Source organism: Paenirhodobacter sp., from assembly GCF_050177655.1.
GTDB lineage: Bacteria > Pseudomonadota > Alphaproteobacteria > Rhodobacterales > Rhodobacteraceae > Rhodobacter.
The window spans coordinates 49016-64168 of sequence record NZ_JBFXGV010000014.1 but is presented as its reverse complement, the minus strand read 5'-3'; the positions used below and the strand labels follow the sequence as shown (position 1 = coordinate 64168).

Annotated in this window: 12 protein-coding genes; 6 read left to right on the top strand and 6 right to left on the bottom strand. The window is 66.6% G+C overall.

The annotated features are described in order from the left end of the window. The 3 genes from AB7U46_RS07625 to AB7U46_RS07615 all read left to right on the top strand — a co-directional run. A partial coding sequence (locus AB7U46_RS07625; RefSeq protein WP_428336354.1) for a hypothetical protein occupies positions 1-1046 on the top strand: 1046 nt, incomplete at its 5' end. Next, the gene (locus AB7U46_RS07620) at positions 1043-1996 is read left to right on the top strand and encodes a site-specific tyrosine recombinase XerD (RefSeq protein ID WP_428336353.1); all 954 of its coding nucleotides are present in this window, start codon (positions 1043-1045) and stop codon (positions 1994-1996) included. The genes AB7U46_RS07625 and AB7U46_RS07620, both read left to right, overlap by 4 nt. A 33-nt stretch (positions 1997-2029) precedes the next feature. Then, the gene (locus AB7U46_RS07615) at positions 2030-3352 is read left to right on the top strand and encodes an HlyC/CorC family transporter (protein WP_428336352.1); all 1323 of its coding nucleotides are present in this window, start codon (positions 2030-2032) and stop codon (positions 3350-3352) included. Positions 3353-3507: 155 nt separating this feature from the next. On the opposite strand, the gene AB7U46_RS07610 is transcribed toward AB7U46_RS07615, so the two are convergent. The 6 genes from AB7U46_RS07610 to AB7U46_RS07585 all read right to left on the bottom strand — a co-directional run bounded on the left by AB7U46_RS07610 (position 3508) and on the right by AB7U46_RS07585 (position 11392). Next, entirely contained in the window at positions 3508-5061 is a 1554-nt protein-coding gene (locus tag AB7U46_RS07610) for a trimethylamine methyltransferase family protein (protein WP_428336351.1), read from the bottom strand. Between the two features lie 68 nt (positions 5062-5129). After that, the gene (locus AB7U46_RS07605) at positions 5130-6215 is read right to left on the bottom strand and encodes an ABC transporter ATP-binding protein (RefSeq protein ID WP_428336350.1); all 1086 of its coding nucleotides are present in this window, start codon (positions 6213-6215) and stop codon (positions 5130-5132) included. Continuing rightward, positions 6208-7854, bottom strand: coding sequence for an alpha-glucosidase (locus AB7U46_RS07600; RefSeq protein WP_428336349.1), 1647 nt, complete (start codon positions 7852-7854; stop codon positions 6208-6210). Before AB7U46_RS07600 ends, AB7U46_RS07605 begins: the two co-directional genes overlap by 8 nt. Continuing rightward, the gene (locus AB7U46_RS07595) at positions 7855-8988 is read right to left on the bottom strand and encodes a carbohydrate ABC transporter permease (protein WP_428336348.1); all 1134 of its coding nucleotides are present in this window, start codon (positions 8986-8988) and stop codon (positions 7855-7857) included. Next, positions 8988-9983: a carbohydrate ABC transporter permease gene (locus AB7U46_RS07590; protein WP_428336347.1), complete on the bottom strand. Its 996-nt coding sequence runs from the start codon at positions 9981-9983 to the stop codon at positions 8988-8990. Before AB7U46_RS07590 ends, AB7U46_RS07595 begins: the two co-directional genes overlap by 1 nt. 56 nt (positions 9984-10039) lie before the next feature. Next, positions 10040-11392, bottom strand: a complete 1353-nt coding sequence (locus AB7U46_RS07585) for an ABC transporter substrate-binding protein (protein ID WP_428336346.1) — start codon at positions 11390-11392, stop codon at positions 10040-10042. Between the two features lie 274 nt (positions 11393-11666). Between AB7U46_RS07585 and AB7U46_RS07580 the strand changes: the two genes are divergently transcribed. From AB7U46_RS07580 to AB7U46_RS07570, 3 genes are read left to right on the top strand one after another with little or no spacing between them, the layout of a single operon-like run. Next, on the top strand, positions 11667-12752 hold the full coding sequence (locus AB7U46_RS07580) for a substrate-binding domain-containing protein (RefSeq protein ID WP_428336345.1): 1086 nt from the start codon (positions 11667-11669) through the stop codon (positions 12750-12752). Next, entirely contained in the window at positions 12749-14077 is a 1329-nt protein-coding gene (locus AB7U46_RS07575; RefSeq protein ID WP_428336344.1) for a GH1 family beta-glucosidase, read from the top strand. The genes AB7U46_RS07580 and AB7U46_RS07575 overlap by 4 nt, the downstream gene beginning before the upstream one ends. Positions 14078-14079: 2 nt before the next feature. Then, a complete protein-coding gene (locus tag AB7U46_RS07570) occupies positions 14080-15045 on the top strand; it encodes an ROK family protein (RefSeq protein WP_428336343.1) in 966 nt (321 codons plus the stop codon). Positions 15046-15153: the final 108 nt, after the last annotated feature.

Here is a 15153-nt window from a genome sequence, read left to right as displayed (position 1 = left end):
AGATCTTCCGCCGCCGCTTCGACGTGGCGCTGCTCCTCGGCGAGGAGGACACCGCCTGCGAGGTGATGGAAAAGACGCCCTCGGTCGCGCCCTCCTTCCCGGCGCGGATCTTCTGCCTCGCGCGCGGTGGCGACTGGCAGGCGGCGATGCTGAGCTTCGGCACCGGGCGCGCGCTCGGCCAGATCGACCCGGAGACGGCGGCGCTGCTCGAACGTTTCCTCGACCCGGAATTCGCCGATGGCGCCGAGGATCTGCCGCCGCCCTCGCGCCCCTCGCCGCTGGTGTTCCGCCTGATGGAGGCGATCGGCCAGCCGATGCCCACCACCACCCTGCCCGTCGCCTTCGCCCAGGCCGACCTGCGCGCGAACAGCGGCTGGAAGACCCGGCTCGAAGCGGCCGAGCGGCTGACCCGGATGGGCGTGCTCGATCCCAATCAGCTCTTCGGTCTCTACACCGAAGAGAAGGCCGCGGCTTCGGGCGGCGTCTGGGACCGGGTGACGCTGATCTCCGAACTCGACAGCGCGCTTGCGGCCGAAAAGACCGAGCGCGTCGCGCAGCTGCTGCCCGCCGCCTGGGAGGCGATGCAGGCGCAGGAACTCGAACCCGCGCTCGCCGCCTTCTGGGGCGACCGGCTCGAGGCGCTGGGCCTGCCCGGCGAGGCCGCGCCGATCGCCTTCCGCCTCGGCCTGCTGACCCCCGATTACGAAAGCGTCGCACAGCGCCACCGCCCCGCCGATCTCGACGAGAAGCTTCTGGCCGGCATCGCGCGCGGCTCCACCGCGGGCATCCCGGCGCAGGATCAGCTCGGCCTGATGCTCAAGCGCGTCTTCGACGCGATGCCCGAAACCCTGCCCGAGGCCTATGCGCCGCTCGTGCCCGGGCGGCTGGGCGAGGCGCTGCTCAATGCGATCGACGACGTCACCGAGGGCGCGAAGGGCGATTACCGCCGCGTCGAGCAGGGGCTCGAACTGATGCGCCGCACCGGGCTCGAGGGCGTCGCGCGCCGCGCCGCGATCGAGCTTGTGGTGCTGGAGCGCAACGGATGACCGCCCCCGCTTCGGGCGCGCGCTGGATCGCCACCTTTCTCGAGGCGCAGGCGGCAGAGGCCGGCGCCGCGCGCAACACGATCCTGAGTTATGGGCGCGATCTCAATGACTTCGCGTCCTATCTTCAAGTGATACATGAAGAGTTCGCGACCGTCTCCCGCGCCACGATCGAGGCCTATCTGGTGCGGCTCGAGGCCGATGGCCTTGCGAAATCGACCCGCGCGCGGCGGCTTTCCGCGATCCGTCAGCTCTACCGCTTCGCCTATGAGGAAGGCTGGCGCGAAGACAATCCCGCACAGATGATCTCCGGTCCCGGCCCGTCGAAACACCTGCCGAAGGTGCTTTCGATCGAGGAGGTCGAGGCGCTGCTCGAAGCCGCGCGCGATCAGGGCCGCTCGCTGCCCGAGCAGATCCGCAACCGTTGCCTGATGGAGCTGCTCTATGCCACCGGCATGCGGGTGAGCGAGCTCGTCACCCTGCCCGTCGCGGCGGCGCGCGGCAATCCGCAGATGCTGCTCGTGCGCGGCAAGGGCGACAAGGAGCGGATGGTGCCGCTTTCGCCCCCCGCGCGCGAGGCCCTTGCCGCCTGGCTCACCGCTCGCGACGCCGCCGAAGACCGCGCGCGGATCGAGCGCCGCGCCGCGCCCTCGCGCTTTCTTTTCCCCTCCTCGGGCAAGGAGGGGCACCTGACGCGGCAGGGCTTTCACGGGCTGCTCAAGGATATCGCCATCGCCGCCGGGATCTCGCCCGCGCGGGTCACGCCGCATGTGCTGCGCCACGCCTTCGCCACGCATCTGCTGCAGGGCGGCGCCGATCTGCGCGCGATCCAGATGCTGCTCGGCCATGCCGACCTCTCCACCACCGAGATATACACCCATGTCCTCGACGAGGAGCTGAAGCAGCTGGTGCTGCGCCACCATCCGCTCGCCACCCCGTCGAAGCGCTCTTGAACGCCCCCCGGCCCCTCGCCATAGTCTGACATCATGCCCAGCTCCCTTTCCCCCCTTCTCGACGCCGCCTTCTGGCTCACCGCCGGGGCGATCGTGCTCCTGCTCGCGCTTTCCGCCTTTTTCTCCGGCTCGGAGACCGCGCTCACCGCCTCGAGCCGCGCCAAGCTGCGCGCCCGCGCCGACAAGGGCGAGGGCGGCGCGCAACGGGCGCTCGACGTCACCGAGGACAGCGAGCGGCTGATCGGCGCGATCCTGCTCGGCAACAACGTCGTCAACATCCTCTCCGCCTCGCTCGCGACCGCCCTGCTCACGCGGCTTTTCGGGCAATCGGGCGTGGCGCTCGCGACGCTGGTGATGACCGCGCTTGTGCTGATCTTCTCCGAGGTGCTGCCGAAGACCTGGGCGATCTCCGATCCGGAGAAGGTGGCGAGCCGCGTCGCCGGGCCGATCCGGGTCATCACGGTCTTGCTCTCGCCGATTGTCGCGGTGGTGCGGCGGATCGTGCGCGGGCTTCTGTGGCTGCTCGGCCAGCGCCCCGATGCCGATCAGCACATGTTCTCGCTGCACGAGGAAATCGCCGGCGCGCTCGCGCTTGGCGCTTCCGAGGGGATGGTCGACAAGGAGGACCGCGACCGGCTGCTCGGCGCGCTCGACCTCGGCAATCGCACGGTGGAGGAGATCATGCTCCACCGCTCCCAGATCGAGATGCTCGACGCCGAGGACGACCCCGACGCGCTCCTGACCGCGGTGCTCGCCTCGCCGCACACCCGCGTGCCGCTTTACAAGGGCGAGCGCGAGAATGTCGTCGGCGTGCTGCATTCGAAGGATCTCCTGCGCGCGGTCGAGAAGCTTTTGCGCGGCGGCGACGGCAATCTCGCCTCGATCTCCGATCTCGATGTCGTCAAGATCGCGATGAAGCCCTATTTCATCCCCGAGACCACGCCGCTCGACGAGCAGATGCGCGAATTCCTCAAGCGGCGCACGCATTTCGCCCTCGTCGTCGACGAATATGGCGATCTGAAGGGGCTGCTCACCCTCGAGGACATCCTCGAGGAAATCGTGGGCGAGATCACCGACGAATTCGACCCGAAGGCGGAGCGTCAGCTGAAGCCGACCGAAACGGGCGATTACATCGTCGAAGGCGCGATGACGATCCGCGACCTCAACCGCGAGACCGACTGGATGCTGCCCGACGAGGAGGCGAACACGATCGCCGGCCTCGTGATCCACGAGGCGCAGACGATCCCCGAGGTCGGCCAGGTCTTCGCCTTCCACGGCTTCCGCTTCGAGGTGGCCGAGCGCAAGGACAACCGGATCACCAAGCTGAAGATCAAGCCGCTGGGCGAAAACGCCTGAACCCAGGCGGAGCCGTGGTCAGGGGCGCTGCCCCTCGCCCGTTCCGGGCTCACCCCGAGGTATTTTCGGCAAGATGAAAACGCTTTCCATTCATCTTGCCCGAAATACCTCGGGGGTGAATGCCGCAGGCAGAGGGGGCAGCGCCCCCTCGCGGCTCACATGAAGGCGTCGGGCATCGAGGCCTTCTTCTTCGCGACATATTCGTCGAGCGCCTCGACCACGCCCGGCTCGATCGCCGGCGGCTGGTAATCGCCCAGCATCTTCGCGACGCGCGCGGCGGCCAGCGCCACGGTATCGCGCGCGCCCTCCTCCTCCCAGGTTTCGAAGGGCTTGTAGTCGAGGAGATCGGTCTTCCAGAACGCCGTCTTGAAATTCGCCTGGGTATGGGCGCAGCCGAGGTAATGGCCGCCCGGCCCCACCTCGCGGATCGCGTCCATCGCCTGGCCGTTCGCGCTCATGTCGATGCCCGCCGCCATCCGGTGCAGCGTGCCGAGCTGATCGGCATCCATCACATATTTCTCGTAGCTCGACACGAGACCGCCCTCGAGCCAGCCGCAGGCGTGCAGCATGAAGTTCACGCCCGACAGAAGCCCGATGTTGAGCGTGTTCGCCGTCTCATAGGCCGCCTGCGCATCGGGGAGTTTCGAGCCGCAGAAGGCGCCCGCGGACCGGTAGGGCAGCCCCAGCCGCCGCGCGAGCTGCCCGGCGCCAAGCGTGATCTGCGCGGCTTCCGGCGTGCCGAAGGTGGGCGCGCCCGAATTCATGTCGATCGAGGTGACGAAGGCGCCGAAGATCACCGGCGCGCCCTTGCGGATCAGCTGGCTATAGGCGACGCCGGCGAGCACCTCGGCCAGCACCTGCGTCAGCGTGCCCGCAACCGAGACCGGCGCCATCGCGCCGCCGACGATGAAAGGCGAGATGATGCAGGCCTGGTTCGCCTTCGCATAGACCTCGAGCGCGCCCATCATCGTCGCGTCGAAAGTGAGCGGCGAGTTGATGTTGACGAGCGAGGTCATCACCGTGTTCTCGTCGACGAACTGCTCGCCGAAGAGAATCTTCGACATCTCGACGCTGTCGGCGGCGCGCGAGGGCTCGGTCACCGAACCCATATAGGGCTTGTCCGAAAGCGTCATATGGGCGTGCAGCATGTCGAGATGGCGCTTGTTCACCGGCACGTCGGTCGGCTCGCAAACGGTGCCGCCCGAATGGTGCAGATATTTCGACATCTGCCCAAGCTTCACGAAATTGCGGAAGTCGGCGATCGTGGCATAGCGCCGCCCGCCGGCCAGATCGCGCACGAAGGGCGGCCCGTAGACCGGCGCCAGCACGAGGTTCTTGCCGCCGATCACCACGTTGCGCTCGGGGTTGCGGGCATGTTGGGTAAAGGTGGAGGGCGCGGTCTTGCACAACTCGCGCGCAAGGCCGCGGGGGATGCGCACGCGCTCGCCCTGAACATCGGCCCCCGCCTCGCGCCAAAGCGCCAGCGCCGCGGGGTTTTCGACGAAATTGACGCCGATCTCCTCGAGCACCGTCTCGGCATTCGCCTCGATGATCTCGAGCGCCTCCTCGTTCAGGATCTCCAGATTGGGGATGTTGCGCTCGATGTAGCGCGCGAATTCGACCCGCACCGCGGTGCGTTCCGCCCGCCGTGCGGCCCCGCCGCCGCCCCGCGCCCGCCGGCCCGCCGGCTGTTCGACAACTTCGCTCATCGCGCATCCTCCGCTGATTTCCGCCATGCTAGCCCAGCCCGGGCCCACCCCATGCGCGCAAAGCGACATCAGCGATAAAGAAGCGACCGCCCCGCGGCGAAGAGATGCACCTTGGACGGGTCGGCGGTGAGCGTCACGCGGCTGCGGCGCAGATCGGCGTGGATGCCGGGCAGCTTCGCGATCATATGCGGCGCGCCCATCTCCTCGCCGAAGTAAAGCAGCGTGACCTCACCCAAAGCCTCGACGATCTCGACCGTGCCGGTGAAGATCCCCTCGCCCGCGGTCAGCCTCAGATCCTCGGGCCGCACGCCGATATTGACCTTGAGCCCCATATCCGCCGCGGTGGTCGGCACATGGCTCACCGCCGTGCCACCGTCGACGAGCCTGACCGTGGTCTGCGCCCCGGTCGCCACCACCTCGCCCGCAAGCAGGTTCATCTGCGGCGAGCCGATGAACTGCGCGACGAATTCGTTCTCGGGCCGCTCGTAAAGTTCGAGCGGCGTGCCGACCTGCGCGATGCCCTTGTTCGCCAGCACGACAATGCGCGAGGCGAGCGTCATCGCCTCGACCTGGTCATGGGTGACATAGATCATCGTGCGATCGGGCATCGCCTCCTTGAGCTGGGCGATCTCGATCCGCGTGGCGACGCGCAGCGCCGCATCGAGGTTCGAGAGCGGCTCGTCGAAGAGGTAAACCTTCGGGTCGCGCACGATCGCGCGGCCGATCGCGACGCGCTGACGCTGCCCGCCCGAAAGCGCCTTCGGCAGCCGGTCGAGATAGGGCGTCAGTTGCAGGATGCGCGCGGCATTTTCCACAGCCTTGTCAATCTCTTCTCGGCTCTTCTTCGCAATTTTCAGGGCGAATTCCATGTTCTCGCGCACGGTCATATGCGGATAGAGCGCATAGCTCTGGAACACCATCGCGATGCCGCGCTGCGCCGGGGGCACGTCGTTCACCCGGATGCCGTCGATCACCAGATCGCCCGCCGTGATCCGTTCGAGCCCCGCGATCATGCGCAGGAGCGTCGACTTGCCACAGCCGGAAGGCCCAACGAAAACAATGAGTTCCCCCGCCTTGATCTCGAGGTCGATGCCCTTGAGCACATCGACCTCGCCATAGGATTTTCCGATGCCCGTAAGCGAGAGATCAGCCATTGCGGCCTCCGTGGTTGAGCAGGAGGATCGAGGGCTGCCACGGCCCGAGATGCAGCCGGTGATCGGCGAGCGGCCGGGTCGAGCCGATCTCGCCCCCGATCGTCACCCAGTCGCCCGCCGGCACCGTCGTCTCGAGCGGCGCGTCGGAGAGGTTGAAGAGGCAGAGGATCTCTTCCTCCCCACTCTTGCGACGGAAGCTGAGCAGATCGCCGAGCGCCTGGATTTCCGTCATAACTCCGGCCTGCAAGGCCTTGTGATGTTTACGAAAAGCGATCACGCGCCGGTAATGGTGCAAAAGCGCGCCAGGGTCGGTCTCGGCGGCATCGACGGCCAGATGGTGATGCACCGAGGGCACCGGCAACCAGGGCTTTCCGGTTGTGAAGCCGGCATAGGGCGCCTCCGCCTCCCAGACCATCGGCGTGCGGCAACCGTCTCGGCCCTTGAACTCGGGCCAGAACTCCTTGCCATAGGGATCCTGCAGATCCTCATAGGCGATCTCCGCCTCGGGCAGCCCCAGTTCCTCGCCCTGATAAAGGCAGACGGAGCCCCTGAGGCACATCAACAACGTCTCGTAACACTTTGCCGAAGCTTGAGAAAGATGCCACCTGGAAATGTGGCGCTCGACATCGTGGTTGGAATAGGCCCAGCATGGCCAGCCCTCGGGCGCCACCGCCTCGACCTTGCGGAACACCTCGGCGACATACTGCGCCGAGAGCGGCGCATGGCCGGAGAGCAGCTCGAACGCATAGGACATCTGCATCTTGTCGGTGCCCGAGGTGTAGTCGCCAAGGATCTCGAGGCCGCGCTGGCTGTCGCCGATCTCCCCCACCGCGGCGGCGTTGAAATTATCCATCAGCGTTCGCAATTTCCGAAGAAATTCAACGTTCTTCGGGTGGTTCTTGTCATAGACATGGCGCTGGTGATTATAGGGGTTCACCTTCGGCGCAGTGCTGTCGTTGCGCTCCTCGACCGGCAGCGGCGGGTTGTCGCGCAGCTGCTCGTCATGCATGTAGAAGTTGATCGTATCGAGGCGGAAGCCGTCCACCCCGCGCTCGAGCCAGAACTTCGCCACGCCGAGCAGCGCCTCCTGCACCGCCGGGCAATGGAAGTTCAGATCCGGCTGGCTCACGAGGAAATTGTGCAGGTAATACTGCTCGCGCCGCGCGTTCCACTGCCAGGCCGAACCGCCAAAGATGCTCAGCCAGTTGTTCGGCGGCGTGCCGTCTGGCTTCGGATCGGCCCAGACATACCAGTCCGCCCGCGCATTGTCGCGGCTCGCCCGGCTTTCCTGAAACCAGGGATGCTGATCCGAAGTATGGCTCAGCACGAGGTCGATCATCACCTTCAGCCCCAGCGCATGGGCCGTGGCGATCACCTGGTCGAAATCGGCGAGATTGCCGAACATCGGATCGACGTCGCAATAATTCGCGACGTCATAGCCGAAATCCTTCATCGGCGAGGTGAAGAAGGGCGAGATCCAGATCGCATCGGCGCCGAGGCTCGCGACATGGGGCAACCGGCGCACGATGCCCAGAAGATCGCCCACCCCGTCGCCATTCGTGTCCTGAAAGCTGCGCGGATAGATCTGATAGATCACCGCACCGCGCCACCAGTCGGGATCCTTGCGAAGCATGTTCATTCAGCCACCTTTCACCGAGCCGGCCAAGAGACCGCGCACGAGATATTTCTGCATTGCGAAGAAGACGAGGAGCGGCACCGCGATCGAGACGAAGGCGGAGGCCGCGAGAATCTCCCAGTCGCCGCCGCGCGAGCCGAGCAGCTCGCGCAGCACGCCGGTCATCACCAGCTGATCGCGGCGATTGCCGAGGAAGACGGTGGCGACGAGCAGATCGTTCCAGACCCAGAGAAACTGGAAGATCGCGAAGGAGGCCAGCGCCGGGAAGCTCAGCGGCAGGATGATCCGGCGGAAGATCTGGAACTCGGTCGCGCCATCGACGCGCGCGCTTTCGATGATCTCGCGCGGCAGGCCGACCATGTAGTTGCGCAAAAGGTAGATCGCGAGCGGCAGGCCGAAGCCGGTATGGGCGAGCCAGATCCCCATGTAACCCTTGCCGAGCCCGATCTCGTTGTGAAAGCGCAAAAGCGGGATCAGCGCGAGCTGCAACGGCACGACAAGGAGGCCGACGACCGCGGCGATGATCAGCGCGCGGCCGGGAAACTCCATCCAGGCCAGGGCATAGGCCGCGAAGGCCGCGATCAGGATCGGGATCACCGTCGCCGGCACCGTCACCGTCATCGTGTTCAAAAACGCCTGCCCCAGCCCCTCGGCCCCGATCACCCTTGCGTAATTGTCGGTGGTGAAGCGCGGCGGCGTGGTGGTGGTGGTAAAGATGCGCATGCCGCGCGTCTCGGTGAATTGCCTGGGCGAGGTCAGCCGGTAATCGCCGTTTTCCGCGACGGTGAGGCTTTGGCCGTCCTTCAGCGCGGCGGTGTCACCGGGGCGATAGGCCTCGGGCTCGCGCGAACTCGTGCCCCAGGCGGAGAGCGCCTCGCCCTTGGCGAGCACATTGCCTGAGATCACCCAGATATCCCCCTCCTGCGCCTGATCGGCGGCGGTGCCCGCGCGCACGAAGCCCGAGGCGGTCGAGGAGAACGGCGCCCGCCACCAGCCCGAGGCCGCGATCTGGTCGCGGTCGCGGAAGCTCGAGACGAGCAGGCCAAAGGTCGGCACCGTCCACAGAACGACGAGGATCGCGGCGGCAAGGTTCACCGCCCAGACGAGCCGCGCGCGGGTGCCTGCGATATGATCCATCAGGCCATCTCCTTGCGCGCGTTGCGGATGTTCCAGATCATGATCGGCGTGACGAGCGCCATGATCACGATCGCGATCGCCGAGCCGCGGCCGTAATCGGGCGCGCCGCGGAACATCCAGTCATACATCATATTGGCGAGCACCTGCGTGCCCCACTGGCCGTTGGTCATCACGAAAACGATGTCGAAAACCTTGAGCACGGTGATGGTGATCGTGGTCCAGACCACCGCGATCGTGCCCCAGATCTGTGGCACCTTGATCAGGAAGAAAAGCTGCCAGGGGTTCGCCCCATCGAGGATCGCGGCCTCGAGCGTTTCCTCGGGGATACCGCGCAGCGCCGCCGAGAGGATCACCATGGCGAAACCGGTCTGGATCCAGATCAGCACCACCATCAGGAAGAAATTGTTCCAGAACGGCACCGTGAGCCAGGTTTCGGGCGCGTGGCCGAAACCGGTGACGATCGCGTTCAGAAGGCCGATCTGATCCTGCCCCTCGGCGCGGAAATCATAGATGAATTTCCAGATCACGCCGGCGCCGACGAAACTGATCGCCATCGGCATGAAGATCAGGCTTTTCGCCAGATTGCCCCAGCGGATGCGGTCGGTCACCTGCGCCGCGAGCAGCCCGAAGAAGGTCGAGGCGGCGGGCACGACGAGAAGCCAGAGCATGTTGTTCAGGATCGACTCGCGGAATTTCGCGTCGCCCGCAAGCCATTCGTAATTGCCCAGGCCCACGAAATGCCGCCCGTCGCTGTCGAGCACCGAGAGCCAGAGCGACTTGAACACCGGATAGACGAGGTAAAGCCCCAGAAACAGCAGCGCCGGCCCGATGAAAAGCCAGGGCCGCACCCGGTTCGCCCGGGTGATGTTGCGCCCGGCATGCGCCCCGCGCGGCGGAAAGATCGTGTCAAGGATCAGGTTCGATCCCCAGAACCACGCGACGCAGCCAAAGACGCCGGCCACGATGGTGCCTGCTGCGAGAATTGCCTGTTGCATCCATCCCTCCCCGGACGTGGTCCGCCCGCGAGGTCTCCCCCGCGGGCGGACGCGCGTTACTTCAGCGTGTCCCAGGTGGCCTGGATCGCCTTCGCGACCTGGGCCGAGGACTTGCCGCCGACATAGTCGATCATGCCGGTCCAGAAGGCGCCTGCGCCGATCGCGCCCGGCATCAGATCCGACCCGTCAAAGCGGAAGGTCGTCGCGTTGAGCATGATCTCCCCCATCTTGCGCTGGGTGTCATTGGCATAGGCCGCGGGGTTCACCGCCTTGTAGGGGGTGACGAAGCCGCTCTGCGCCATCCAGACCTCATGCGCGATCGGGCTTTCGAGGAAGGAGATGAAGGCGTCGCCCACCGGATTGTCGCTGAGCTTGGCGAACATCGTGCCCGCGCCGAGCACCGGCTTGCCGAGATCCTTGCTCGCATAGGCGGGGAAGTAGAAGAAATCGGCATCCTGCCCGATCACCGTCCCCTCGGGGAAGAAGCTCGGGATGAAGCTCGCCATGCGGTGCATGTAGCATTGCGGCGGCGAGGTGAAGAGCCCCTTCGGGCTGTCGCGGAAATCGGTGGTGGCGACCGCGCCGACGCCGCCCGCGACGAAGGTGTCGTTCTTCGCGAACCAGCCGAAATCGTCGATCGCCTCGAGCACCTTCGGATCGTCGAATTTGAGGGTGTTCGCGACCCAGGCGTCGTAATCCTCGGGCGTGTTGTCGCGCAGCATGAAATCCTCGACCCAGTCGGTCGCGGGCCAGCCGGTGGCCCCGCCCGAGCCGAGCCCGATGCACCAGGGCGTGCCGCCATCCTTCACGATCTGCTCGGTCAGCGCCTTGAGCTCCTCCATCGTCTGCGGCACCTCATAGCCCGCATCCTCGAAATTCTCCGGCACATACCAGACGAGCGATTTCAGATCGGCCTTGAACGGGAAGGCATATTGGTGATGCGCGCCATCCGGCCCGAGGTAATTGCCATAGGCCGCCCAGCTGTCGCCCGCGGCGTAATTGTCCTTGATCCAGCCCTCGACACCATCGGCGAGCGGGATGAGCCGCCCCTTCTTCGCGAGATCGGCGGCAAGGCCCGGCTGCGGAAAGACCGCGATATCGGGCGGGGAGCCGCCCTCGGCGTCGATCACGATCTGCTGCTCGAAACTGTCGGAGCCGGAATATTGCACATCGGCCCCGGTCGCGGCGCGGAAATAGTCGAGCACGCTTTCGAAGAGGTCACGGTCCGCGCCGAGCCAGGGGCCGAGCACGGTGAGCTTCTTGCCCTTCAGATCCATCGACTTGAGCGCATCGTAGCTCGCCCAGTCGAAGCGGCTGTCGGCGCCCGGCGCGAATTTCAGATCCTGCGCGAAGGCGGACGAGGCCGCGAAGGCCAGAACGGCGACGCTGAGATAAAGGCTTCTGGTCATGTGGTCCTCCCGAGACCGGGCTTACGCCCCTGAGACATCCGGCGCGACGAGCCGGATCGGCGACTCGAAGTCAAAGCGCTTTGGATACCGAAAACTCCCTCAAGCCCTCGTGAAAGTCAATCGTCGCAAATGCCGCATCTGCATTGTAAACTGATGATTTAATGCTGCATGGCAGCATGTTGGAGATCTTGCGAGAGCCGATTGACGTGCCCGCGTTGCGGTCGTATTTTGCTCTAATCCAAACCGCTTTGACTATCCGGAAAGGCGGAGCATCATGAACCTCAAGGATCTTGCAAAGACACTGGGCCTGTCTCCCACCACGGTCAGCCGTGCGCTCAACGGCTATCCCGAGGTCTCCGAGGCGACCCGCGCGCGCGTCGCGGAAGCGGCGCGACGGCACAATTATCGCCCCAACACCCAGGCCAAGCGCCTCGCCACAGGCCGGGCGATGGCGATCGGCCATGTGATCCCGCTGCGCGCGAGCGGGCATGAGATCGTCAACCCGGTCTTCGCCGATTTCATCGCCGGCGCGGGGGAGGTCTACGCCCAGGCGGGCTATGACATGGTGCTCTCGATCGTGCCCGACGACGACGAGGAGCGGATCTATCGCGAATTGCGCTCGCGCGGGAATGTCGACGGGGTGATCGTGCATGCGCCGAGGGCGGGCGATCCGCGCATCGCGCTGCTGAGCGAGCTCGGCATCCCCTTCGTCGTGCATGGCCGCGCCTCGGGGCTGCGCATGCCCTATTCCTGGGTCGACGTGAACAACACCCACGCCTTCGAACGCGCGACCCGCTTCCTGACCGATCTCGGCCATCGCCGGATCGCGCTGATCAACGGGATCGAGACGATGGATTTCGCGCTGCGCCGCCGCCGCGGGTTCGAACGCGCCCTCGCCGCGCGCGAGATCCCCTGCGATCCCGCGCTGATGGTCGCGGGCGAGATGACCGAGGCGCAGGGCCATGACGCCGCGAGCCGCATGCTCGACAGCGCCGCGCCGCCGACCGCCTTCCTCACGGCCTCCTTCCTCAGCGCGATGGGCGTGCGCCGCGCGCTTTGGGAACGCGGCATGAAGATGGGGCGCGACGCCTCGATCGTCACCCATGACGACGAGCTCGGTTATCTGAAGAACGGCGCCGAGGAGCCGATCTTCACCGCCACCCGCTCCTCCGTGCGCGAGGCCGGGCGCCGCTGCGCGCGAATGCTGATTGCGCAGATCGAGGCGGGCCCGGGCCGGGCGCCACAGACCGACCTGCTCGAGGCGGTTCTGGTCGTCGGCCCCTCCACCGGGCCGGTGCCCGAGCGCGCCTTCCACGATGGCGTTCTTGCGCGGCATGCGCATAACGGGGTGCGGAAATGACCGATCTGCCGGCGCGCGGCGCCTTTCCCGAGGGGTTCCTCTTCGGCGCCGCCACCTCCTCCTACCAGATCGAGGGCCATCGTTTCGGCGGCGCCGGCCCGACCCATTGGGACAGCTTCGCCGCGACCCCGGGCAATGTGGTGCGCGCCGAGGATGGCGCCACCGCCTGCGACCATTATCACCGCTGGGAGGAAGATCTCGATCTGATCGCGGCGGCGGGGTTCGATCTCTACCGCTTCTCGACCTCCTGGGCGCGGGTGATGCCCGAGGGGCGCGGCGCGGTGAACATGGAGGGCCTCGATTTCTACGACCGGCTCGTCGACGGGATGCTCGCGCGCGGGATCAAGCCGGCGCTCACGCTCTACCACTGGGAGCTGCCCGCGGCGCTTTCCGATCTCGGCGGCTGGCGCAACCGCGAGATCGCGAACTGGTTCGCCGATTTCACCGAGGTGATCGCGCGCCGCCTTGGCGACCGGGTGTTTTCCGCAGCCCCGATCAACGAGCCCTGGTGCGTCGGCTGGCTTGGCCATTTCGCGGGCCAGCACGCCCCCGGGCTGCGCGACATCCGCGCGACGGCCCATGCGATGCACCACATCCTGCTTGCCCATGGCCGCGCGATCGCGGTGATGCGCAGCCACGGCATGGGCAATCTCGGCGCGGTGTGCAATTTCGAATATGCCCATCCCGCCGATCCCAGCCCCGAGGCCGCCACCGCCGCGCGCCGCTACGACGCGATCTACAACCGCTTCTTCACCGAAGGGATCTTCCACGGCCGCTACCCGGAGGAGGTGCTCGACGGGCTCGGCCCGCACATGCCCTTGAACTGGCAGGACGATTTCGCCACGATCGGCGCGCCGCTCGACTGGTTCGGGATCAACTACTACACCTGCAAGCGCATCGCCCCCGCCCCCGGCCCCTGGCCCGCACTGGCCGAACTCGAGGGCCCGCTTCCGAAGACGGCGATGGGCTGGGAGATCTTCCCCGAGGGGCTGCACGCCTTCCTCACCCGGATCGCGCGCGAATACACCGGCGCCCTGCCCCTCATCATCACCGAGAACGGCATGGCCGCGCCCGATACGCTTGACGGCGAGAGCTGCCTTGATGCCGGGCGCATCGCCTATTACGCCGAGCATCTCGACGCCTGCCTGCGCGCGATTGCCGAGGGGGTGCCGCTTCGGGGCTATATCTCTTGGTCGCTTCTTGATAATTACGAATGGTCGCTCGGCTACGAGAAGCGCTTCGGCCTCGTCCATGTCGATTTCGAAAGCCTGACGCGCAGACCGAAGGCCTCCTACCACGCCTGGGCACGCGCCCTCGGAGCCTGAGAATGACCAAGACCGCCCCGCTCACGCTCATCGCCGATATCGGCGGCACCAATACCCGCGTGGCGCTCGCCCGCGACGGGCAGCTGCTGCACGAGACGATCCGGCGCTATGCCAATGCGGGGCGCCCCGCGCTCGAACCGATCCTCGCCGAATTCATCGCCGAATCTGGCGTCACGGGCCTCGCCGGCGCCTGCATCGCCGCCGCCGGCCCGGTGCGCGACGGCGTGGCGGAAATGACGAACCTTTCCTGGGTGATCGAGGATCACGCCGTCGCGCAGGTCACCGGCACCCCAGCAGTGGCGCTGCTCAACGACCTGCAGGCGCAGGGCTACGCGCTCGGCCATCTCGCCCCCGAGATGGTGCGCGAGATCCTGCCGGGCGCCCCCGCCCGCCCTGGCGCGAGCCGCCTGGTGATCGGGGTCGGCACCGGGTTCAACGCCGCCCCGGTGCATGAGGGGCCGGGCGGGCGCATCGTCCCCCCGGGCGAGGCCGGCCATATCACGCTCCCCTGCATCACCGAGAGCGACTTCCGCCTGAAGGCCTATCTCGAGGAGAAACATGCCTTCGCCTCGGTCGAGCATGTCGTCTCCGGCCGCGGCATCGAGCGCGTCTACGCCTATCTCGCCGGCCATGAGGAGGCGATCACCCCGGGCCACGAGATCATCGCCGCGATCGGCGCGGGCGACGGGGTCGCGCGCGCGGCCGGGCAGCTCTTCGTCGAGATGCTGGGCCGGGTGACCGGCGATCTCGCGCTCGTCCACCTGCCCTTCGGCGGCATCTATCTGATCGGCGGCGCGGCGCGCGGCTTCGTGCCCTGGTTCGCCGAATTCGGCTTCGACCGGGCGATGCACGCGAAGGGGCGGTTCTCCGACTTCCTGCGCGCCTTCCCGGTCTTCGTGATCGAGGACGATTACGCCGCGCTCGCCGGCTGCGCCGCCTATCTGGCCGCGCATCTCGCGCGCAGCTGACGCCCGGCCGAGGCCGCGCCCCCGGGGCCGCATGAACCGGCGACGAACCCCTCCGGCGTCAAGCCAATCTTAACCTGCGCGCGGTAAGCCTTTTTCATTCTGGAATGA